The sequence below is a fragment of the Paenibacillus sp. FSL P4-0184 genome (assembly GCF_038004625.1).
GTDB lineage: Bacteria > Bacillota > Bacilli > Paenibacillales > Paenibacillaceae > Paenibacillus_AQ.
In genome coordinates this window covers 625,061-647,001 of sequence record NZ_JBBORN010000002.1, presented here as the reverse complement: position 1 = coordinate 647,001, position 21,941 = coordinate 625,061, and the positions used below count along the sequence as shown (strand labels likewise).

At 45.4% G+C, this 21,941-nt stretch carries 17 protein-coding genes; 1 reads left to right on the top strand and 16 read right to left on the bottom strand.

The features are described from left to right. Nucleotides 1–16: 16 nt before the first annotated feature. The 14 genes from fmt to MKY52_RS24560 all read right to left on the bottom strand — a co-directional run bounded on the left by fmt (nt 17) and on the right by MKY52_RS24560 (nt 17,749). Nucleotides 17–952 (bottom strand): methionyl-tRNA formyltransferase, encoded by a 936-nt coding sequence (gene fmt, locus MKY52_RS24625; protein WP_341054138.1) that lies wholly within the window; start codon nt 950–952, stop codon nt 17–19. A gap of 4 nt (nt 953–956) precedes the next feature. Further along, nucleotides 957–1,442 (bottom strand): peptide deformylase, encoded by a 486-nt coding sequence (gene def / locus MKY52_RS24620; RefSeq protein ID WP_042126884.1) that lies wholly within the window; start codon nt 1,440–1,442, stop codon nt 957–959. 84 nt (nt 1,443–1,526) lie between these two features. Continuing rightward, entirely contained in the window at nt 1,527–4,058 is a 2,532-nt protein-coding gene (gene priA / locus MKY52_RS24615) for a primosomal protein N' (protein WP_341054136.1), read from the bottom strand. Then, a complete protein-coding gene (coaBC, locus tag MKY52_RS24610) occupies nt 4,058–5,293 on the bottom strand; it encodes a bifunctional phosphopantothenoylcysteine decarboxylase/phosphopantothenate--cysteine ligase CoaBC (protein WP_341054134.1) in 1,236 nt (411 codons plus the stop codon). Before coaBC ends, priA begins: the two co-directional genes overlap by 1 nt. 229 nt (nt 5,294–5,522) lie before the next feature. After that, complete coding sequence (gene rpoZ / locus MKY52_RS24605) at nt 5,523–5,723, bottom strand: DNA-directed RNA polymerase subunit omega (RefSeq protein ID WP_036686188.1); 201 nt, start codon at nt 5,721–5,723, stop codon at nt 5,523–5,525. A 52-nt stretch (nt 5,724–5,775) separates the two neighbouring features. After that, entirely contained in the window at nt 5,776–6,345 is a 570-nt protein-coding gene (gene gmk, locus MKY52_RS24600; protein ID WP_076282916.1) for a guanylate kinase, read from the bottom strand. 19 nt (nt 6,346–6,364) lie between these two features. Further along, on the bottom strand, nt 6,365–6,625 hold the full coding sequence (gene remA, locus MKY52_RS24595) for an extracellular matrix/biofilm regulator RemA (protein WP_006209218.1): 261 nt from the start codon (nt 6,623–6,625) through the stop codon (nt 6,365–6,367). Nucleotides 6,626–6,673: 48 nt separating this feature from the next. After that, nucleotides 6,674–7,567 (bottom strand): YicC/YloC family endoribonuclease, encoded by an 894-nt coding sequence (locus tag MKY52_RS24590; protein ID WP_042187381.1) that lies wholly within the window; start codon nt 7,565–7,567, stop codon nt 6,674–6,676. Between the two features lie 38 nt (nt 7,568–7,605). Beyond that, complete coding sequence (locus MKY52_RS24585; RefSeq protein ID WP_341054132.1) at nt 7,606–9,477, bottom strand: bifunctional homocysteine S-methyltransferase/methylenetetrahydrofolate reductase; 1,872 nt, start codon at nt 9,475–9,477, stop codon at nt 7,606–7,608. A gap of 404 nt (nt 9,478–9,881) precedes the next feature. Further along, on the bottom strand, nt 9,882–10,982 hold the full coding sequence (locus tag MKY52_RS24580) for a GerAB/ArcD/ProY family transporter (RefSeq protein WP_341054129.1): 1,101 nt from the start codon (nt 10,980–10,982) through the stop codon (nt 9,882–9,884). 18 nt (nt 10,983–11,000) lie between these two features. Beyond that, nucleotides 11,001–12,215 (bottom strand): Ger(x)C family spore germination protein, encoded by a 1,215-nt coding sequence (locus tag MKY52_RS24575; protein ID WP_341054127.1) that lies wholly within the window; start codon nt 12,213–12,215, stop codon nt 11,001–11,003. Between the two features lie 19 nt (nt 12,216–12,234). After that, a complete protein-coding gene (locus tag MKY52_RS24570) occupies nt 12,235–13,860 on the bottom strand; it encodes a spore germination protein (RefSeq protein WP_341054124.1) in 1,626 nt (541 codons plus the stop codon). Between the two features lie 141 nt (nt 13,861–14,001). Continuing rightward, entirely contained in the window at nt 14,002–14,838 is an 837-nt protein-coding gene (dapF, locus tag MKY52_RS24565; RefSeq protein WP_149644183.1) for a diaminopimelate epimerase, read from the bottom strand. A 91-nt stretch (nt 14,839–14,929) separates the two neighbouring features. Beyond that, complete coding sequence (locus MKY52_RS24560) at nt 14,930–17,749, bottom strand: calcium-translocating P-type ATPase, SERCA-type (RefSeq protein WP_341054121.1); 2,820 nt, start codon at nt 17,747–17,749, stop codon at nt 14,930–14,932. Nucleotides 17,750–18,042: 293 nt separating this feature from the next. Here MKY52_RS24560 and MKY52_RS24555 point away from each other — a divergent pair, with 293 nt between their 5' ends. Next, nucleotides 18,043–19,932, top strand: coding sequence for an Rqc2 family fibronectin-binding protein (locus MKY52_RS24555; protein WP_341054119.1), 1,890 nt, complete (start codon nt 18,043–18,045; stop codon nt 19,930–19,932). 83 nt (nt 19,933–20,015) lie between these two features. On the opposite strand, the gene MKY52_RS24550 is transcribed toward MKY52_RS24555, so the two are convergent. Continuing rightward, nucleotides 20,016–20,930, bottom strand: a complete 915-nt coding sequence (locus MKY52_RS24550) for a PHP domain-containing protein (RefSeq protein ID WP_341054117.1) — start codon at nt 20,928–20,930, stop codon at nt 20,016–20,018. Nucleotides 20,931–20,983: 53 nt separating this feature from the next. Then, nucleotides 20,984–21,883, bottom strand: coding sequence for a selenium metabolism-associated LysR family transcriptional regulator (locus MKY52_RS24545; RefSeq protein ID WP_341054114.1), 900 nt, complete (start codon nt 21,881–21,883; stop codon nt 20,984–20,986). Nucleotides 21,884–21,941: the final 58 nt, after the last annotated feature.

Here is a 21,941-nt window from a genome sequence, read left to right as displayed (position 1 = left end):
CCGTTACCGCCCGCGCTCAACCTAGCACCGTCCCTGGTTTCATGACACCGCCACGGCTAAAATCCGCAGCGTTCATCGCTTTCTTACCAGCAGGTTGAACCGTAGTTAGCAGCAGACTTCCGTCTCCTGTCTTAACCTCGACACCATGTTGAGTGACCGAAAGTACCGTTCCTGGCGCACTATCAGTTGATTTCTGCTCAGCAGGAATTTTTGAAGCCCATACTTTAAAGGTCTCTCCATTCCAAAGCGTAAATGCACCGGAAAAAGGTACTAATCCACGAATTCGATTATAGTTATCACGTGAGCCAGAGTTCCAATCCAAACGCTCATCCTCACGATTTAGGTTAGGAGCAAACGTCGCTTGACTGTCGTCTTGCGGAGTCGCTTGAACAAGGCCGTTTACTAATCGCGGCATTTCAGACTTCAAGAGATCACGTCCAGCAAGGCTAAGCTTCTCGAACATCGTGCCGGAAGTATCCTCATCCTCGATAGCCACCTCGACGCGCGAGATCATATCTCCAGTGTCAAGTCCTTCAGCCATATACATCAAAGTAACGCCGGTAACCTTCTCACCGTTAATGATACTACGTTGAATCGGTGCGCCACCCCGGTATTTAGGAAGTAGTGAACCATGAACATTCACACAACCATTACGCGGTAAATCCAATACAGCTTTAGGCAAAATTTGACCATAAGCAGCTGTAACAATCAGGTCAGGCTCATATGCAGCTAGCTCTGCGACAGCCTCAGGTTTGCGCATCCGTTCAGGCTGGAGCACAGGTAAACCGAGAGATAATGCAGCTTCTTTAACTGGTGAAGGAGCCAAGATTTTTTTACGTCCTTGCGGTCGATCTGGTTGGGTGACGACTGCTACAACTTCATAGCCTTCATCCATCAGCATTTGCAAGCTTGGTACCGCAAAGGCTGGGGTTCCCATGAATACAATCTTCATATCCTCACTCCTCAGTCTCATTGCGTTCAGCTGTCATCTCGTATACTTTTTCAGCAATATCGGTAAACAGTACTCCGTTCAGATGGTCAATCTCATGTTGAAAAGCCCGAGCAAGCAAACCACTGCCGGTAATGGTAATTTCTTTTCCCTCACGGTTAAGACCACGTACGGTTACTGTCTCTGCACGGCGTACATCACCATTCAATCCGGGAATACTAAGACATCCTTCAGGTCCTAGCTGCTCCCCTTCTGTACCGATGATTTCCGGATTAATCATTTTGATCAGCCCGTGCTCTTCATCCGCATCCACCACAATTAGGCGCTTCAAAATGCCAACTTGTGGAGCTGCCAGCCCTACACCTTCAGCATCATACATCGTATCAGCCATATCATCTAACAATTTTTTAACATTAGGTGTAACTACAGTTACTTCTTTTGCTATTTTGTGCAACACTTCATCCGGTTCCTTAACGATCATACGTATCGCCATTAAAAACACCTTCCCGTTCTGTACATCTCTATATTTAGAGTTTATTGATCTAGCTCTTTTTTTACATTGTAACATGATAACGATTTACATCAACATTTGCGGATCAACATCAATGCTGATCTGGAGCCCTGTATCCCGTACAGAATCCTCCAACTCCTCAGCCACTTGTCGAACAAGCCCTATCACATCGATGGCGCCGCGCCATTTTATCATACATTGGAATCTATATCTACCCTTTAAGCGAGGGATTGGAGAAGCTACGGGACCTAACAGATCTAGTACATCCGTGGTTAGCTTATCTAGACTCCCATACCATCTTAGATTTCTGGCCTTCCCCTGCAGATTCATAGCGTAATTCTCTGCCATCCGGAGTAGTAGCGGTAACTGCTCATGGGATAATGTAACGAGTATCAGTCTGCAATAAGGCGGATAATGTAGCCCTCTGCGATGCTTCAGCTCTTCCCTTACAAAAGAGAGATAGTCATGCCCGCTAGCATGAATAATAGAATAATGCTCTGGTGTATAGGACTGAACAACGACCTCACCCGGAAGCTGATGCCGACCTGCTCTTCCAGCAACTTGTGTAAGCAATTGGAAGGTCTTCTCCGCTGCACGAAAATCGGGCAAGTTCAAAGCTGAATCTGCTGTAATTACGCCAACAAGAGTAACGTCAGGAAAATCCAAACCTTTTGCTACCATCTGAGTGCCTAGCAGAACATCCGCTTTTTTGTCTCTGAATTGATTCAGCAGCTTCTCATGCGAACCTTTTTCTGTCGTTGTATCCACGTCCATACGAATTACCCGTATCCCAGGGAACAACTTACCAAGCTCTTCTTCCACCCGCTGCGTCCCCGTTCCGAAGAAACGGATATGCTCACTTCCACACTCTGGACAAAGTTTAGGTGCTGGTTCAGCATGACCACAATAATGACAACGCAAATTGTCACTACGACTATGGTACGTTAATGAAATATCACACTCGGGGCAGCCTGCTACATATCCGCAACTCCGGCACATAACAAACGTCGAGAAACCTCTACGGTTAAGCAATAACACGGTCTGTTCTCCACGTTCCAGTCTTTCAGCCAATGCAGAATGAAGCTTTCGACTGAACATCGAGCGATTACCTTCTTTAAGCTCTTCCCGCATATCCACGACATTTACCTTCGGTAGTTCGTTACCAAGCGCGCGGGTAGGCATCTCTAGAAGGACTGGTGAAAAATGAATATCACTCTGCGCTCTAGCAGCATGATAGCTTTCTAACGAAGGTGTGGCGGAGCCTAAAATCACGGCTGCCCCACACTGTTCGGCCCTGCGAATCGCTGCATCACGGGCATGATATTTCGGATTTTCCTCCTGCTTATATGAGGTTTCATGCTCTTCATCCATAATAATCAAACCTAGGTTAGAGAACGGGGCAAACACCGCTGAACGGGCGCCAACGGCAACCGTAGCCTTTCCTTCACGGATTTTGCGCCACTCATCGTAACGTTCGCCAACAGATAAACGGCTGTGCATTACCGCGACACCACTTCCGAAGCGCCCTTTAAAGCGCTCCACCATCTGTGGCGTTAATGCGATTTCTGGGACGAGCACTACGGCCTGTCTACCCTGATCCAGACAACGTTTGATACATTGCAAATAGATTTCTGTCTTACCGCTCCCCGTAACGCCATGTAACAGAAAAACTTCATGGAGCTGTTCTTCTAGCGTTCGTGAAATAAGTGTGTATACAATCTCTTGTTCTGCTGTAAGTGGCAGAGGCGTAGTAGGCTTAAAATCACGTCCTTGATAAGGGTCGCGATAGACTTCGATTTCACTGATTTCGATAAAGCCTTTTTCCTCTAAACCCTTCACGGTGCTTGCCGTCACTTGAAGTGCAGACAAGACTTCCTTAAGCGCCATTGGGAGTGTAGCTTCCCTTTCAATCAGAAAGCTAAGTACTTCCTTCTGTCGCGCGGACTTTTTGGGGAATTTATTCAACGCCTCACGAGCAGCCGTGATCCCTATCGCAAGATCTACTGCTTTCAGCTTCTTCTTGCCCATTTTATCTTTAATCGATTGGCTCTCTACAAGAACTCCACGTCTTAGCATGAACTTCACCGTCTCCGCAGCCTCCGGAAATGCACGGGTGAGCTGCTTCATGGAAACTTCGCCATTACGTCCGATAAACTCAGTAATTAGTCGTTCTTCATTCCCTGTATCTGCAAACATAGGGAATAATTCATCATCAGAAAATGCTGCTTCTTCTTCCACATCTCCTAGCGAAATCAGTCGTTCTGCCTTCCCTTTTAGAGCAGTGGGCAGCATCGCTTGCAGGGCTGAAATTCGTCTGCATGCATATCTTTTACTCATCCAGTCCGCTAACTCAACTAATTCAGGAGATAAAGGCGGAAGCAAATCCAGCACTTCTTGAATAGCCTTAAGACCAGGATTCACTACTGTTTCACCTGACTCCAGAGAAACGACAAAGCCTTGCACCGTGCGGTGTCCAAACGGGACCGCTACTCGGCTGCCCACTTCAATCCATAACTTTAGTGATTCTGGAATACTATAATCAAATGGCCGGTCAGTGCTGCGTACAGGCACATCCACAATGACCTTGGCAATATCCATTATAATGAAGCTCCAGTAATCCGCTCTGCCACGAGCGTCAGCAAACGGCGAGCGACCTCATCCTTAGACAATTGTGGCAATTCGAGCACCAATCCATCTACATCATAAATCGATACAATATTCGTATCCGATCCGAATCCGGCTCCTGCAGCCGCTACATTGTTTGCAACAATGAGATCGCAGTTTTTGCGGACCAGCTTGTCCTTTGCATAAAATTCTGTGTTTCCAGTCTCCGCAGCAAAGCCGATCAAGAACTGCTTGTCTTTGTTCTTACCTAGCGTTTCCAGAATATCCGTTGTTTTTATAAGCTCAAGTGTCAGTGTATCTCCACTTTTTTTAATTTTGGATGGCTCACTTTCCTTAGGCCGGTAATCCGATACAGCAGCCGCCTTGATCATAATATCGCAGCTATCCCACTGCGCAGTAACCGCATCGTACATCTCTTGTGCAGATTGAACACGAACGACATTCATATCCGGGTCCTGCGGAGGCGCTTCATCTGTTCGCGCAGCAATCAAGGTAACCTCAGCACCCATTGCACGTGCAGCACGTGCCAATGCAAAACCCATCTTACCGGAGGAATCATTGGAGATATAGCGTACCGGATCAATCCGTTCTACTGTACCACCAGCTGTGATGACGATCTTTTTACTCTTGAGTGGACTAGACTTCACACTTTCTTGCAACGCAAAAAAATCCTCAACATAACTTACAATAGTCTCCGGTTCCTCTAAACGTCCTTTACCCACGTAACCACATGCCAGCAGACCTTCTCCAGGCTCAATAAACTGAATACCTCGTTTAGCGAGGGTATCCAAATTGCTAAGTACAGCGGGATGCTGATACATATGAACATTCATAGCCGGTGCCACCATTATAGGTGCAGTAGTAGCGAGTAACGTTGTGGATAACATATCATCCGCAATTCCGTGCGCCATTTTAGCAATAATATTAGCAGTTGCTGGTGCTACTATCACAAGGTCCGCCGAATCAGCCAAATCAATATGTGAGATGGAGGATGGATCCCGTTCCTGGAATGTATCGCTATATACTCGTTGCTTCGACAGTGACTGTAGAGTTAATTCTGTAATGAACTGCTTTGCCGAAGCTGTCATTATGACATGAACCTCGGCTCCTTTTTGGACAAGCTTACTGGTCAGGGCTGCTGCTTTGTAAGCAGCAATTCCCCCTGTAATCCCAAGTAAAATAGTCTTCCCCTTCAAGCTCTTCAACATGATCTCCCCCCTGTTCCCTTCTCTTACAACGAATGATCTATTTCTTAAACTTCTTATATTTTGAGAAAAAAATAACAACCTTCCGGTTGTCAGAAACAGCCCGGTCTTGGGCTATCAGCATTCATTAAAGACCCATAATTGCTCCATAACCCAAGAAGAAACGGCATCGCCTAATAACAAATAGGCGGTATCCGTTTCTACAAAAGGTCATATCTAAATAGGCTTGAGACTACTCTTCACCACGGGTAAGCGTAATGCGATCTTCGTAAATTTCCTCAAGAGCAACACCGACGAATTTATGCGATCTAGGGTTCTTCACATCTGTCTTGCCACCCTCACGCAATTGTCTAGCACGACGTGCTGCGGCTACAACGAGCGAATACTTACTGTCAACCTTGGTCATCATTTCATCAATTGATGGATATAGCACAGGGACACCTCTTCATAGTTTACTGGTAATACCTTCAGCCTTGCAGCATTCATTATCTAACTTTACAATGTTCGGCGATAATAATGCTTTCTATTCTCTTACAGGCCAGATCAATCTCATCATTTACAACAGCATAATCATAATGCTGCATTAGATTAATCTCATCCTCCGCTACAGTCATGCGGTGATCGATCACATCTGGATGTTCCGTACCCCGTCCGCGTATGCGGTCCTTCAGCTCATCCATAGAAGGTGGAAGAAGAAACACAAAAATACCTTCAGGAAATTTTTCTTTAACTTTGAGAGCTCCCTGAACCTCAATTTCGAGAATAATATCTTTTCCGCTATTGAGAGTTCTCTCTACAAAATCACGTGGAGTACCGTAAAAATTACCTACGTACTCCGCATATTCAAGCAGTTGATCGGCTTCTATCATAGCCGAAAACTCCTCTTTGCTTTTGAAAAAATAATTCACGCCGTCTTCCTCACCCGCACGCGGACTGCGAGTAGTAGCAGAAACTGAGTAGACAAGTTCGGGCATCTTCGGTCGTAGCGCAGTACATACAGTACCTTTACCCACGCCGGAAGGTCCGGATAATATGATGAGCAATCCTTTTGACATAATACACTCCATTTAGTTGTTATTCGTCGTTGTCGTCATCTTTACTGGATAAGCGATGCGCTACAGTCTCCGGCTGTACAGCCGACAGAATGACATGATCACTATCTGTAATGATTACGGCACGAGTCCGTCGGCCATAGGTGGCGTCGATCAACATATGTCGATCTCGAGCCTCCTGGATAATACGTTTGATTGGTGCAGATTCCGGACTGACGATGGAAATAATGCGATTGGCGGACACAATATTCCCAAAGCCAATGTTGATAAGTTTGATTGCCATGTTCCGGTAGTTCCCCCCATAAAGTTCTATGCTATTGCCTGTTCCCGGTTACTCTATGTTTGCCGCTTGTTCACGAATCTTCTCCAGCTCAGCTTTCATGTCTAGCACAAGACCCACGAGTGTTAAATGATTACATTTCGATCCGATTGTATTCGTCTCCCGGTTCATCTCCTGAATGAGAAAATCCAGCTTGCGTCCTACCGGTCCTTTCCCCTTCAGGAGGGTTCTGCATTGTTCGAAATGACTATACAACCGGGTCAACTCTTCATCAATATTACAGCGATCTGCAAAAATAGCGATTTCCATCCCGAATTTATGCTCATCAAAAGCGAACGTCCCATCATTTAACTCATTTAATCGATGACGAAGCTTGTCACGATATTCAATGATTACAACAGGTGCAAGTTCGACCATTTCAGCATGCATGGATTCTAGATGATTGAGACGCTGTTCAATATCAGCGGCTAGAAAACTGCCTTCACGGGCGCGCATCTCTAGCAGAGATTGCAGACTCTGCTCAAGTCCCGTCTCCAACATTTCAGAGTAGTCTTCTAAGGCCGCGGACACGGCACCCGCAGCCTCATCTTTGCTTTCCATAATACCGGGTATAGAAAGTATATCACGTAGAGTCAACTCACCGGACAAACCATACTCGTTCTTAAGCTGATCTGCTGCCTTAAGATAAGTCATGACAGTAGAGCGATTCAGAACCGGTCCGGAAGACGACTCATCGTGCTCTCTATTGATGGTAACATCTATCCTTCCCCGTTTGACGTGCTGCTGAACCTTTCTTCTCAGCACATCCTCATAACCCGTCCAATCCCGGGGCATCCGCAGTACAACTTCGCAGTACCGGTGATTCACCGATTTCACTTCGAACATAATCTTGTAGCCGCCGAATTGCAGGGACGATTGACCGTATCCGGTCATGCTAAATGACAACGGAATCACATCCATTACACTATTGTAATTGATTATTACTAGCGAAACAAGGGGGACAATTTACGTCCTGATTTCTCCCATACATACTCGATCAGCTGTGCGCTCATATCATAGAACATAAACGGTGTCATCAAATAGATCCCATTGAAATGGGCAGTTGCAACATCTAACAACTCTTTAGCGATAGCGACCCCTTCAGCTCTTCCTGCTTCTCCTTCAAGTCCCTTCATGCGATTCCGGACATCATCCGTAAGCTGGATTCCCGGAACCTCGTTATGCAGGAACTCTGCATTACGCCCACTAGCCAGTGGCATCACACCAATAAACACGGGAATATCCAGATGTGCAGTTGCCTCAGCGATCTTTACGATAAGCTGCTGATCATAGACAGGCTGAGTCATAATATAATCTGCACCAGAGGCAATTTTCTTCTCCAATCGCTGTACGGCCTTATCTAAATGTTTCACATTCGGGTTAAAGGCAGCACCGATAACAAAATTCGCTTTCTGCTTCAAAGGTTTACCTGAAAAGGAAATGCCATCATTCAACTGCTTAATCATACGAATAATCTCAAAAGAGGTTAAGTCGTAAACCGAACTTGAGCCGGGAAGATCTCCGAATTTCGCTGGATCTCCAGTCACCGCTAACACATGATCAATTCCTAGCGCATCAAAACCCATCAAATGCGATTGAGTACCAATCAGATTGCGATCGCGACAAGCAATATGCACTAGTGGACGGAGTCCAGTTTTAGCATGCACCAAATGGCCCAAAGCCATATTGCTCATCCGTGTAACAGCCAGTGAGTTATCAGCGAGTGTCAGCGCATCCGCACCTGCTCTTCTCAACGCTTCTGCACCCTTCATGAACTTGCCGATATCCAAATCACGAGGTGGATCAAGCTCAACGATAACCGTATGACGTTCCTTGACTAGATCAAGCAGGTTCGGCTCACGACCATCTCTTCCCTCATCTTCGCCAAAATGCTCCTGCAAAGATACACGCTCCACAGTCGGAAGCGTCGGTTCTGGAAGTGGCTGAGGTACGTAATCTTTCAATGCGGAAGAAATTCCAGCAATATGCTGCGGAGTAGTACCACAGCAACCCCCAATAATTCTGCAACCCATTTCTGCAAAAGTAACTGCCATTTGTCCGAAATATTCCGGTGAGGCTCCATACCGATATTCTCCATCTACATAATCCGCAACGCCCGCATTCGGATAGACCGAGGTAGGCAGAATAAGATTGCCTTGTACCGCTTTTAGTGCTCTCTTAATCCCGTTCGGGCCAGTATTACAGTTAAATCCGATGATATCCGCTCCATCACCTTCTAAGATCCGGAAAGCCTCTGGTAACGTCAATCCATCTAATGTACGTGCCGATTCATCCACAGCAAATTGGCAAATGACTGGGAGAGTACTATGTTTACGTACTGTTCTTAGCGCAAGATGCAGTTCCTCGACATCGTAAAAGGTTTCTAGCATAATGCCGTCTACTTCTTCTTCTAATAACGCTGTAATCTGCTGTGTAAAATACTTCTTCAACTCTGTCGATGAGAGATTTGCACGCTTACCGGCGCGAATAGAGCCTACAGCACCTAATACATAGCCTGTATCTCCAGCAGCTTTACGAGCGATTCTTACTCCGGCGCGATTAATTTCTTCAACCTTGGACTCCAAACCATATTTGGACAGCCTGTCAAAATTCGCTGAGAAGGTGTTGCTTTCTAGCAACACTGCTCCTGCATCGATATAGCTGCGATGGACATCTTCGATAACCCCCGGAGAGGTCAAATTTAATTCTTCGTAGGAAATGCCGACAGGGAAACCCTTCTGATATAAATAGGTACCCATCGCTCCGTCTCCGACCAATACTTTGTTTCCCCATGCGGAACGTAAATCCGGCTTCACTGCAAGATCCTCCCCTGTCACATTAGGTTCTACTTTAGTTTCATACTAATGTAACATAAATCGCTATGGATGATAAGCTTTCATAAGAAAAGCAATCAGACCCCCAGCCCGGGTATGCATGATCAAGTATTAAAATCCTCATACTATCAAAAAAACAATTAAAGGGGTATTTAAGTGAAGAAAAAAACAAGAAAGTTTCTGATCCGAAAATACATGGTAATTCTACTCTTATGCATTCTCTGCTTATTATTTCTGTATTTGGGGGATTGGATGTACGGGTATGGTCTGGGCAATATCAGTTATATTCTAAATTACTTGCTATATACCCCCTCTGAGAAAGTCGCTGCTTGTATTTTATTGCTATGCCTGATTATTCCCGATATCCTAGCCTGGAAGACGGGGCATCAACCAGAACGAGGAGGGGAACTGTGACTTCTTATCACTGTAATAATAATTAGGAGCAATGGAATCAATACCATAAAGAAGGGAAAGACCGTGTATAGCAGCTTCCCTCCCTCTTCAATATGTTCTGTGAAGCTTCGGGCGTTCAGCATCGAACTGAACAGGATAATAAGAGCTACCGGATAAACCATTCTTCGATAAGGTATCTTGAACAATTCTGATATCCCAATAAGTGCTGCCGCAAAAAAAACCGACAATTTGAAAAAAACACCGATGATTAGCACCATGACCACTAGAATATCCACGCGTTGAATAAAATCGGAGATAGAGATCTTACTGATCGTAGGCATTAAGGGGAACGGAGAACGCCTAACAATATCTGTACCGAGCACCGATATATTCAGAATCATTGTCAGACTTAACAATATACCTGAAAATAACATGCCCGCGGCGATTACCCAAGGGCCTTTTTTAACGTTATTTAAATAAGGCATCAGCATAGTAAAACAGATCATTTCACCAAAAGGAAACATGTAGTTTTGATGCAAAACAGAGGACACAACTGGCTTAATTCCATTCTCAAAAACAGGGAGCAAACGGTTCAAATTAATGGAGCCCGAGAACATTAACATGCTCGAACAAAATAAACCGATTAATATCACAACCACCGCAAATACTAAAGAAGTTCGGGTCAGAACCTCTACTCCTTTATGCAGTACGTATGCGCTTGATAATATCATTAATATCGAAATAATGAGTAACGGTGTTCGGTGCATCGTTGCCATAACCAGCATAGAGCTACCATCTCGCAGATCACGACCAGCCAAATTAAGAAATATCACGATATAAGCTATGGATATCAACGAACCCACATATTTACCAAATAGTTGCCGGATATATGCCGTAAGGGGCAGATTCGGAAACTTTCTATAAAGATAGGCATATCCTGCAAAAACAATTAATCCTATCAAATTCCCCAGCAATATGGAAATCCAAGCATCCTTATCAGACTCCATTCCAAGATTCACTACCAGCGCCGTCCCTAGTTCAAACAACACTGTCAGGGTGAAAAATTGAAGTAGTCCTATTTTTATATTTCCCATAGCTGCCCTCCTAAATTATCATTTCTTTTTGGACTGAAAGGAATCACTCCTCATGTCGGTATGTCGAATCACTACATCCACGTTAATCCTGATCTCACAGGTTGCAAATATGCTATCCCAATGATCCTTCACACTCTTCCAACCACGCGGATTTTCTCGTTCAACTACTTCACCAAATCCAAGATAATCGCTTTTTAACGAACGAGCCGCTGAGACAGCTGCATGTATTTTATCATTGATACTCTGTTCTAAAAGTTCCGAAAGATTATTTAAGACCTTGGGATCTGTCAAATCCAAAGTGTTGGGCGATTCTTTTAAACCCGCTTGTTCCGTAATATTTATTGTGATTACCGGATGTTCCGGGTCCTTCGCATCAGCATGGATATGTACCTGAGATAAATACACAATGAATGATACATATTCATTCTCCCCAATCGAAACCACTACAGGGATTTGTGTAATTTTATTTTTTAGCAGACCGGTGCCCGCAGCTTCATCACCTTTTAGCCAACCTATCAGCTTGTCCCCTTTAAATGCAGCGAATTCAGTAACTGTAATGATAGATTCCGGTTCTATATTTTTTAAATTATCGTTGTTTTCTCTTTGGTCTACTTCCCCTTTTACTAATACTCCATTGATTACAGGACCTCCACCTGGAAACTGAATGTCGCGGACCACATCGTCCACTTCCATCCGATAGTTGTATCCGAACTGTTTAGAGGTCGTCTGCAGCTTTTCAATCAGATCATTGGCCGGAATTCTTCCAAACGTTGTCATGGTCGTCATACTATCTATTGCCGGTTGTCCTTTTGATATGAACAGAAGACTGGTTAGCCTAGTTTCACTTTCTCTTTCAAGCATATCCATCATATCTTTGATGCCTTCGCGAGCGAACTTCTCCGATATTACGATCACGCGGATATGACCTAGTGACAAAAAACGTGCCGTCTGACGCGAGGCATTCGCCAACGCTTCAAACATAGAACGTCCGCTGCCTTTATATACTACAACCGGCGAAGTCCCTCTAGCGTTCTCACCTGAGATTTCATCAGCAATGATTACTTGGAAAGATAATACGTATTTTTCCGCTTCCGTTGGCCCTCTATCAATAGCTACTCCAGACACGATCGCCCTTCTGTTTAGTTCCACGCTGTCCCAGCAGCCTGTAAGACTTAGAGACATCATTAAGCAAGTCAATAAGGCTCCAATGAAAAAAAGGCGTTTACTCTGCATCCTGCATTCCTTTCTTTGGCTAATCTGGCCCTTCAGTTTTTTTAAGCATTTTGGGAGGAAGATTATGTTCATGTCCTGTTGAGATCTTCTTCCCTTCTGAAATACCTTCGTGCTTAGCTGAAGCTTGATTACTTCTCAAAGCCCACAAAGGCAGTCTAAAAAATGCATCTTTTTGACCATGTGAGGATAGGGGAACAATAGGGGACAGATATGGAACTCCAAATGAACGAAGGCTATTCATATGGGCAACCAGCAGGATTAAACCTAATGTGATCCCATAAAAACCAAACATACCGGCCAGCATTAAAAATCCGAAACGGATAATTCTACCTGCTATCGCCATGTTATAAGCAGGTATAGCAAAGCTCGCAATCCCTGTCAGCGCTACTACAATAACCATAACCGGTGTGATGATTCCTGCTTCTACTACTGCCTGTCCCAAAATAAGAGCACCAACAACGGATACTGTCTGTCCAACTGCACGCGGCATTCTTACTCCAGCTTCTCTAATGATCTCGAACGCTCCTTCCATCAGGATTGCCTCCACAAAAGCAGGAAAAGGTACATTTTCACGTTGTGATAATAGATTGATTAACAGGGTTGTAGGAATCATCTCATAATGGTAAGTGGTTAACGCTATATAAACGGAAGGTCCAAGAATTAGTACAATAAAACTGATATATCGAACAAGACGCATGAGAATTGTAATATCGAACCTTTGAGCATAATCTGAGGCAGACTGAAAAAACAGTGTAAATACCGCAGGCAAAATCAATACAAACGGGGTGCCATCTATAATGATCACAACCCTACCCTCTAATAGGTTCGTCGCTGCAACGTCAGGCCGTTCACTATTATTAATGGTTGGAAAAGGTGTGAAGGTTTTATCCTGAATTAGTTCTTCAATATAACCGGATTCCATGATGGCATCGACATTAATCTGTTGTAGCCGATTTCTCACCTCTTCTACCAACCTCTCGTCTGCATTGTCTTTAATGTACATGAGGGCCACATCTGTGTGAGTTACCTTTCCGATCTTAAAATGTTCTAGTCTTAGCTTAGAAGACTTAATTCTTCTCCGAATCAAGGAAATGTTCGTAGCTACAGATTCAACAAAACTATCCTTTGGGCCTCGCACGACTAGCTGGGTGGATGGTTCGCTGACGGAGCGAGCTTCTCCTCCTTCGGTCTCACACACAATTGCACTGTCATAACCTTCAATCAGAATGACCGTTTTGCCAGAAAGGATCGCCAGTAGAACCTCATTCCACTCCTCTTGCAGCTGTGCTTGACCTATTTCCAAAGCACGGTTCAATACGAATTCCTTAAGATCATTTGTTGCAGAGATGCTCTCTTTGAGCATTTCGTCTGTAATTCCGAGTAACGAACCGATTACGAATTCATCGACCGTTTCCTTGTTGACTAGACCGTTAAGATGAATCGCTGCTGCTTGAACGGGGCTCTCACCTCCGATCTTTACCTGACGAATTTTGAGATCAGGACTATGACCCAACTCATTATCTATTTGGTCGAGCGTTTGGTCCAAATCATCGGTAAGCCTCGGAATTCGAGTATCTTCATGAACTGAGGCTCCTTGTTGTTCCTTAGCGGATTTGTTTCTTCTATTTATCCCGTTTATGTTCAACAAGGTCCCCCCTTTTTTCAATCTTAGGGGTATTATTCTCGGTTATCCCTTCCATTATTCGGCTACATAAAGTCGCAAGGATGTGGAAACACAAAAAGGCAGCCCAAGAGATTCTCTTGGGCTGCCTTCTTAAGTATTTTTCTAAATGGCTACACTACCTGTGAATGCAACCTCAGCAGGACCTGTCATATACACATGGTTATCCTCTTCATTCCATTCAATGAACAGATCGCCACCCTTTAGACTAATCCAAGCTGCTCGGTCCGTCAGACCATTTAGCACAGAAGATACTAAAGTTGCGCAAGCTCCAGTCCCACAAGCAAGTGTTGGGCCAGCTCCGCGTTCCCATACCCGCATATCTACTCTGCCTCGATCCAGAACCGTCGCGAACTCGACGTTTACCTTTCTCGGGAACAATGGATGTACCTCTAGCTTAGGTCCCCATGTCGCAAGATCGAAAGAAACTGCATCTTCTACATAAATAACACAATGAGGATTACCCATAGATACTGCAGTAAACTTAAATTCGGTTCCATCCGATTCAATCCGCTCTGAGAGCACGGGTTCTGCATCAATAGCTACCGGAATTTGAAGACCGGACAATACAGGTTCACCCATATCAACCGTTACAGTTTCCACTACACCGTCTTTTACATTCAAGGTAACCTTTTGTTCTCCGGCACCAATCGTTTCAATAACAATCTGCTCGGAGTTTACCAGGCCATGATCGTAGACATATTTGGATACACAGCGAATGGCATTTCCGCACTGCTCTGCTTCCGAGCCATCAGAATTCATAATCCGCATCATGTAATCGCCGCGTTCAGACGGAAGGATGTATACAAGTCCGTCCGCACCAATTCCGAAGAATCGATTGCATAACGTTACAGCAAGATCCGCTGCATTACTTGGTAGCTCTTGCTCGCCGAAAACTACGATGAAGTCATTGCCTAGGCCGTGCATTTTTGTAAATTCCATTGAAAGTCCACTCCTAAAGGTTATGTTAAGTTAGATACGAGCTATTAACTGCAACAAGTATACCTTTAGGAATGGAGCGTTACTATTAACTTTATGCCGAAATTTTTGTACTTTTTATCATCGAATTACTGCCGCTACGACCTCGATTTCGTTTACCGCCCCAAACACTGCCAGCCCCCATCAAGAAGGTCGGAATTCCCGCTGTTACGAATACTAGACACCATTCACGGAAATTAAGCGGCACTGTTTTGAAGACGGGCTGGAGAAATGGAATATACATAACAGCCAGCATCAAAATCACGGATGACAATACAGCAAGAACTAGGTACTTATTCTGGAACGGATTTCGATGGAACACCGAACGAGAACTGCGGCAATCGAAGACATGAATCAACTGAGCCATAACGAGTGTCGCAAAAGCTACAGATTGTGCTCGAATCAGCTGCGCTGGATTCTCTGGTGCCACACGTAAGGTTAGCCAAAATGCTCCTAACGTACATAAACCGATTAAAAATCCACGGCTTATGATCTTCCACCCTAAACGACGGGCAAAAATATTTTCCTTTGCACCACGCGGCTTATGCTCCATCAAGTCCTTCTCAGGCTGGTCAACACCAAGCGCCATCGCTGGCAGTCCGTCTGTCACCAAGTTGACCCATAAAATTTGAATAGGCACTAATGGCAGAGGCAGACCAAGCATCATGGCAAAAAACATGGTCAAGATTTCCCCTACATTTGATGCAAGCAGGTATCGAATGAATTTACGAATGTTCTCATAGATGTTTCTACCCTCTTCAATGGCGGCAACAATGGTTGAGAAGTTGTCATCCCCTAGCACTAATGAAGATGCTTCCTTGGTCACATCTGTTCCGGTGATCCCCATAGATATTCCTATATCTGCCGCTTTAATGGCTGGAGCATCATTGACTCCGTCTCCGGTCATAGCCACAACATGACCACGGCGCTGCAAAGACTTCACGATACGAAGCTTATGCTCTGGAGATACACGGGCGAATACGTACACATTATCCGATACTTTATCCAGCTCATCATCATCCATCCGAGTCAGTTGAGCCCCTGTTAATACTGTGCCCCCACGTTGCAGAATTCCTAATTGGTGAGCAATGGCCTCTGCAGTCGTTCCATGGTCCCCAGTAATCATCACAGTCTTAATTCCTGCTCGACGTGTGACGCTAATGGCATCGCGAACTTCACGCCGTGGCGGATCAATCATTCCAGCCAATCCGATAAAGACAAGTTGGCACTCCGCATCCTTTTCACTATCCACATGTTCACTTGGACGCATATCACGATAAGCCATACCTAGGACACGAAGTGCACCTGAAGCCATTTGCTCATTAGCATCAAGTACTTTCTGCCGCAATGTTGGCGTTAAAGGCACGACACCGCCCTCCCAGAGCATATACGAACAGCGATTAAGCAGCACATCAGGCGCGCCTTTTGTACATACCATCCGTCCTCCGGGATGACCAATAATAACTGACATTAACTTCCGCTCAGAATCAAAAGGAAATTCCTTCTCACGGGAGTAGGTTACGGCTAGCGTCTGGGCGGTCAAACCCATCTTCCCTGAAAGCGCTACTAGAGCTCCTTCCGTTGGATCTCCTTTGAGTTCCCAGATCGATGAGCTGTCAGAAGATTTATCAACTACAATGTCCTTATCCTTCCCTTTACGCTTACCTCGCACTTCGGTCGGAAAGGTCTCAATAATCTCCGCATTACTGCACAAAGCACCCACCTGTAGCATCCGTCTTAAACTTTGATCATTTTTGAGATCTACCGGTTTACCTTTTTCTAGAACCTGTCCGTTCGGAGCATAACCTTCACCTGTTACTTCAAGGCCACGTCCGCCCGTCCATAACCGGGTCACGGTCATTTTATTCTGAGTCAATGTACCCGTCTTGTCCGAACAGATGACGGATGCGCAGCCCAAGGTTTCCACTGAAGGTAATTTACGAACGATGGCCTTTCGTTTGATCATCCTTTGCACGCCCAGCGCAAGTGCGATGGTTACAATGGCCGGAAGCCCTTCCGGAATCGCAGCGACCGCCAAGCTTACTCCGGCCAAGAACATTGCTGTGGCAGGCTGTCCATGTAAAATACCGGCTGCTACAACTACAATAGTTAAACCTAGTGATACATAGATTAAAATTTTCCCTAACTGCTCGAGACGATGCTGAAGGGGGGTTTCCTGAGATTCTGTATTCTGGATCAGGTCTGCAATCTTACCCATCTCTGTGTCCATACCCGTACGAATTACGATAGCTTTACCAGTACCCCTGGTTACCATTGTGCCCATGAACCCAAGATTCTTCTGATCTCCGAGCGGAATCTCCTCCGCGCGGATCACATCCGAATGCTTCGAGACAGGCAGCGATTCCCCAGTTAGCGCGGATTCCTCCACATATAGAGAACTGCAATCCAGCCATCGTATATCCGCGGGTATTCGATCACCACTCTCCAGCAAGACAATATCACCTGGTACTAACATCTTTGCTGGAATAACCTCGCTGTTCCCCCCACGCAGTACTTTGGCAGAAGGTGCGGAGAGCTGTTTTAAAGCTCTTAGCGAACGTTCGGCGCGGAACTCTTGAACAAATCCAAGGGCTCCGTTTAAAAGGATAATCGCGATGATCGTGATGGCATCCAAATATTCGCCAAGCAAACCGGATACGAGCGTCGCACCCATAAGCACAAGCACCATGAAATCCTTAAACTGGTTCAACAGCAGGGTAAACGGGGATACGGTCTTTCCTTCGGACAGCTCGTTATACCCATTTTGCTTCCGTCGCTCCGCGGCATCCTCTCCACTGAGGCCCGTCCTCGGATGGACATTGAACATTTTCTGCAGCTCTTCTGCACCGAGCCGGTGCCAACTGTTTTGTTCCATGACTTTTCTTTCCCTCCCGGTCGTTTCTTGACTTCCGGCGGCGCACAGCTTTTCCACCTGTTCATGACCAATTGTATTCAAGGTCGTCCAATAATATCACCGCCTAACCAATTCCCCTTTTGCGCGAATGTCCCAAAGTATGGCATCATAGAGAGGTAAGCTTAAACGTCTTCGATGTTCTTATAAGGGCGGTAAGCGTTTAAACAAGAAATATAAGATATAAAGTATGATGTGAAACTTATACTTTCTTATATTTTCAGAAATTCATTTCACGTCGACAGGAGAGCTTTATCATGGCATTAGACGGCATTGTTACCCGAGCTATCGTGCACGAACTGCAATCATTCATCGGTGCGCGCATAGGCAAAATATATCAACCGAGCAATCACGATCTTATCTTCAACCTGCGGGGAACCGGTGGCGGCGGCAAGCTATTGCTCTCTGCTAATCCGACATATCCGCGTCTGCATCTTACAGAAAGAAGCAGCATTAACCCATCAGAAGCACCTATGTTCTGCATGCTCATGCGTAAGCATTGTGAAGGTGGGGCTATTGAGAGTATCACTCAGGTAGGCATGGAACGAATTATTCACATAAATGTTAAGACTAGAGATGAGCTTGGAGACGTCTCTGCCAAAAAGATCATCATAGAGCTCATGGGACGGCATAGTAATATCATCCTTACTGAGCTCAGCACAGGAACGATCATAGACGGTATTCATCATGTTACTCCATCAATCAGCAGCTACCGGATCGTAATGCCTGGTGTCGCTTACACAGAGCCTCCTCAGCAACACAAGCTAAACCCTCTGGAGATCGATAAAGAACGATTTCTCAATTTGATCTCAGCTGCTGAAGAATCCGCTCTACTGGAAGAAGATGAGAAGGAGGCCGAACCGGAAGAAATCATTGAAGGTGAGCTCGCCAACCTGATTACAAAAGAAGAGGTTGAGCAGAAACCTGACGGCTCAGGCGGTCCTTCCCCATCAGCTGACACGGTAGGCTGGATGGTGCATGCCTTCAGCGGAATGAGTCCACTTGTTGCCGGAGAGATTGCTCTTCGTCTCAGAAATGACCTTGCGATAGGTGATACACAGGGATCTGCACCAGAATTCCCAACAAAGTTATGGGACGCCTTCCAGTCTGTAATGGGACCTGTCCATAATTGCGAATTCTCTCCTGTTTCAGGTGCGAATGCGAAAGGAAAAATGATTTTTTCCGCGATTCCGTTATCTCTACTGGGTGGGAATGCGAAGCAATATAACACGATTAGTGAGTGCATGGAGGATTATTACGGGGATAAAGCTGAACGTGATACGGTGAAGCAACGGGTAAGTGATTTGATCCGTTTCCTGAGCAACGAACGTAGCAAAAACGTTAAGAAGCTTGCCAATCTACAGAAGGATCTAGACGAAGCGCAAGACGCAGATCGCTATCGTATTTGGGGTGAATTGCTATTCGCCTCCTTACATGCCGTGTCCAAAGGAGATAAAGAAGCCTCTTTGGTCAATTATTATGATGAAAATCAGGCAGAAATGGTCATCCCACTTGACCCTTTATTAAGCCCATCGGATAATGCACAACGTTATTTTAAAAAGTACAACAAATATAAAAACAGCCTCCTTGTCATTAATGAGCAGCTGATTAAGACCCATGAGGAAATATCCTACATGGAAAGTTTACTTCAACAGCTTGCCCATGCCTCATTGAATGACATTGAAGAGATCCGCGACGAGCTTGTAAGTCAAGGATATCTTCGCGACCGAAGCAAAAAAGGCAAGAAAAAGAAAAAAGTAACCAGACCTACATTGCAGGTCTTCACCTCGTCTGAAGGCATCGACATTTATGTTGGAAAAAATAATTTACAGAACGAATACGTCACTAATCGACTGGCTTCACCTAATGACACTTGGCTGCATACTAAGGATATTCCTGGTTCTCACGTTGTCATCCGTAGTGAGGAATTTGGAGATACCACACTGGAAGAAGCCGCCCAGCTTGCCGCTTATTTCAGTCAGGCGAAGCAGTCAAGCAGTGTGCCTGTAGACTGCACACTAATCCGCCATGTCCGCAAACCGAGTGGCTCGAAACCCGGATTTGTGATCTATGATCATCAGAAAACATTGTTTGTCACTCCAGATGAAAATCGTATTAAGAGTCTTCCAAATACGCTGAGAAGCTAAATAACAAAAAGAACCGGCTGTCGTCCATTTGTGGATGACAGCCGGTTTTCGTTTTTCAGTATATTATGTGCAACTGATTGAACTTAGTTTTGACGAAACATGCCAGCAACCTTCTTCAACTGTTCCAGAGCTTCAACAGAAACCGTAACACTACCGATATCTCCATGGAATACAACACCTTGGCGGGCACCATGAAAATCCGAGCCACCGGTTATAATTAAGCTGAATTCTTCAGCCATGGTTAGGTAACGCTCTGAATCAGCGGGTTCGTGATCCGAATGATAAACCTCAATCCCTTTAAAAGCCCCCCGCTCCATAATCCCTCGTACTAACTGGTCGTCACCATATAGGCCTGGATGCGCCAATACTGGAGACCCACCCGCCTCGATGATCCAATCACAGGCATCCTCGGGCGTGATTCGTGGGGGTGACACGTAAGCCGCTGCACCTTCGGCTAAATACTTATCGAACGCATCTCTCATATCCGTAGCTGCTCCAAGACGAACCAGCTCATCAGCAATATGTGGTCGACCAATACTCTCATCAGGCTTCAGTTCCCGTCCAATTCCCGCGACAACTGCCTCAAGCGTAATTTCAATCCCAAGTCCACGTAATTTATTGATGATCGCCTCATTCCTTAGTGCCCGGGTTTCTCTTAGCCCTTCCAAACGGGAAAGAAACAACTCATTTGCTGGATCTACGTAGTATCCAAGGACGTGAATATCTTTTCCTCCAGCACGAGTGCTGATCTCTACACCCGGTACAACAGTGATTCCGTACTTCTCTCCTGCTTTGAGAGCTTCCTTCACACCAGCCACAGTATCATGATCCGTAATGGCAACTGCGATTAGTCCCTTCTCTTTAGCGAGACGTACATTTTCCTCCGGTGGCTGCATGCCATCAGAGGCTTGAGTATGCGTGTGAAGATCGCATCGTGAGGCGTCAATATTCTCCGGTCTGTCGCCCTTCAGTTCATCCAGTCTAGTTTCATTCTCCATTTCTATCACCTCTACTGCTAGTTTCTAAGTTTCCTGCCTCTGGTCATATTACTTTAGTTATCATTCGAATGCTCACGCAAAAAAGTCAAGAACGTCACTGCAGAAATTGGCAGCAGTGTCGATTTTAGATGAATGGCGTAGAATTGTCTTTTAAATGAGGCATCCGAGATATTCACGATTTTCAGTAGTCCAAGCGCAACCTCATGTTTAACAGAAGAAGTTGAGATAATAGTAACCCCAAGTCCCGCCTCCACTGCCGACTTCACAGCACCCGTACTACCAAGCTCCATCACTATTTTCATCGATCCCGGATCAAGCCCCTTCGAGAACAGCTGCTCTTCCATCACACGCCGCGTTCCTGAGCCCTGCTCACGCAGAACAAAAGGGTGCTGAAGCACCTCCTCCAAAGTGACCTCTTGCTGCTCTGCAAGCGGATGATCATGGGGCACAATCAACTTCAATTCATCCCCCATCACCGGCTCAATCACCATATCAGGATGTGTTACCGACGCTTCAATTAAACCAAAATTCAACTGATGTTTTAGGATTTCCTCCATAATTTGCGAGGTATTCATGACCTTCATCATGATTGAAATGTTCGGATATTGCTTTCCAAAAGGACCTAAGAGCCGTGGCAGCACATACTCCCCAATGGTAAGGCTTGCCCCAAGCTGCAAGCGCCCTTCCAACATATGCGTAAACGCCGACATCGCTTGATCCGTCTCCCGCATCAATTGGATACTGCGCAGCGCGTATGGCATTAACGTATGACCTGCTTCGGAGAGCATTATTTTTTTGGTAGAACGATTGAAGAGCTTGGTTCCAAAATAATCCTCTAGCGCCTGTACTTGCATGGTCACCGCTGGTTGAGTCATATGTAATGTCTGTGCCGCTGCCGAGAAGCTTCCTCGCTCTAAGACAGTATAAAAAATATGTAATTGATGAAAGTTCATGCTCTGCAACTCCTTGTGCTATCTATAAAAGAAACTTAAGGGATTATGTACGATATGA

Bases quoted from the DNA above. Each gene is read 5' to 3' on its own strand.
- fmt (WP_341054138.1), bottom strand. From the start codon at position 952: ATGAAGATTGTATTCATGGGAACCCCAGCCTTTGCGGTACCAAGCTTG.
- def (WP_042126884.1), bottom strand. From the start codon at position 1,442: ATGGCGATACGTATGATCGTTAAGGAACCGGATGAAGTGTTGCACAAA.
- priA (WP_341054136.1), bottom strand. From the start codon at position 4,058: ATGGATATTGCCAAGGTCATTGTGGATGTGCCTGTACGCAGCACTGAC.
- coaBC (WP_341054134.1), bottom strand. From the start codon at position 5,293: ATGTTGAAGAGCTTGAAGGGGAAGACTATTTTACTTGGGATTACAGGG.
- gmk (WP_076282916.1), bottom strand. From the start codon at position 6,345: ATGTCAAAAGGATTGCTCATCATATTATCCGGACCTTCCGGCGTGGGT.
- remA (WP_006209218.1), bottom strand. From the start codon at position 6,625: ATGGCAATCAAACTTATCAACATTGGCTTTGGGAATATTGTGTCCGCC.
- MKY52_RS24580 (WP_341054129.1), bottom strand. From the start codon at position 10,982: ATGGGAAATATAAAAATAGGACTACTTCAATTTTTCACCCTGACAGTG.
- MKY52_RS24575 (WP_341054127.1), bottom strand. From the start codon at position 12,215: ATGCAGAGTAAACGCCTTTTTTTCATTGGAGCCTTATTGACTTGCTTA.
- dapF (WP_149644183.1), bottom strand. From the start codon at position 14,838: ATGGAATTTACAAAAATGCACGGCCTAGGCAATGACTTCATCGTAGTT.
- MKY52_RS24560 (WP_341054121.1), bottom strand. From the start codon at position 17,749: ATGGAACAAAACAGTTGGCACCGGCTCGGTGCAGAAGAGCTGCAGAAA.
- MKY52_RS24555 (WP_341054119.1), top strand. From the start codon at position 18,043: ATGGCATTAGACGGCATTGTTACCCGAGCTATCGTGCACGAACTGCAA.
- MKY52_RS24550 (WP_341054117.1), bottom strand. From the start codon at position 20,930: ATGGAGAATGAAACTAGACTGGATGAACTGAAGGGCGACAGACCGGAG.
- MKY52_RS24545 (WP_341054114.1), bottom strand. From the start codon at position 21,883: ATGAACTTTCATCAATTACATATTTTTTATACTGTCTTAGAGCGAGGA.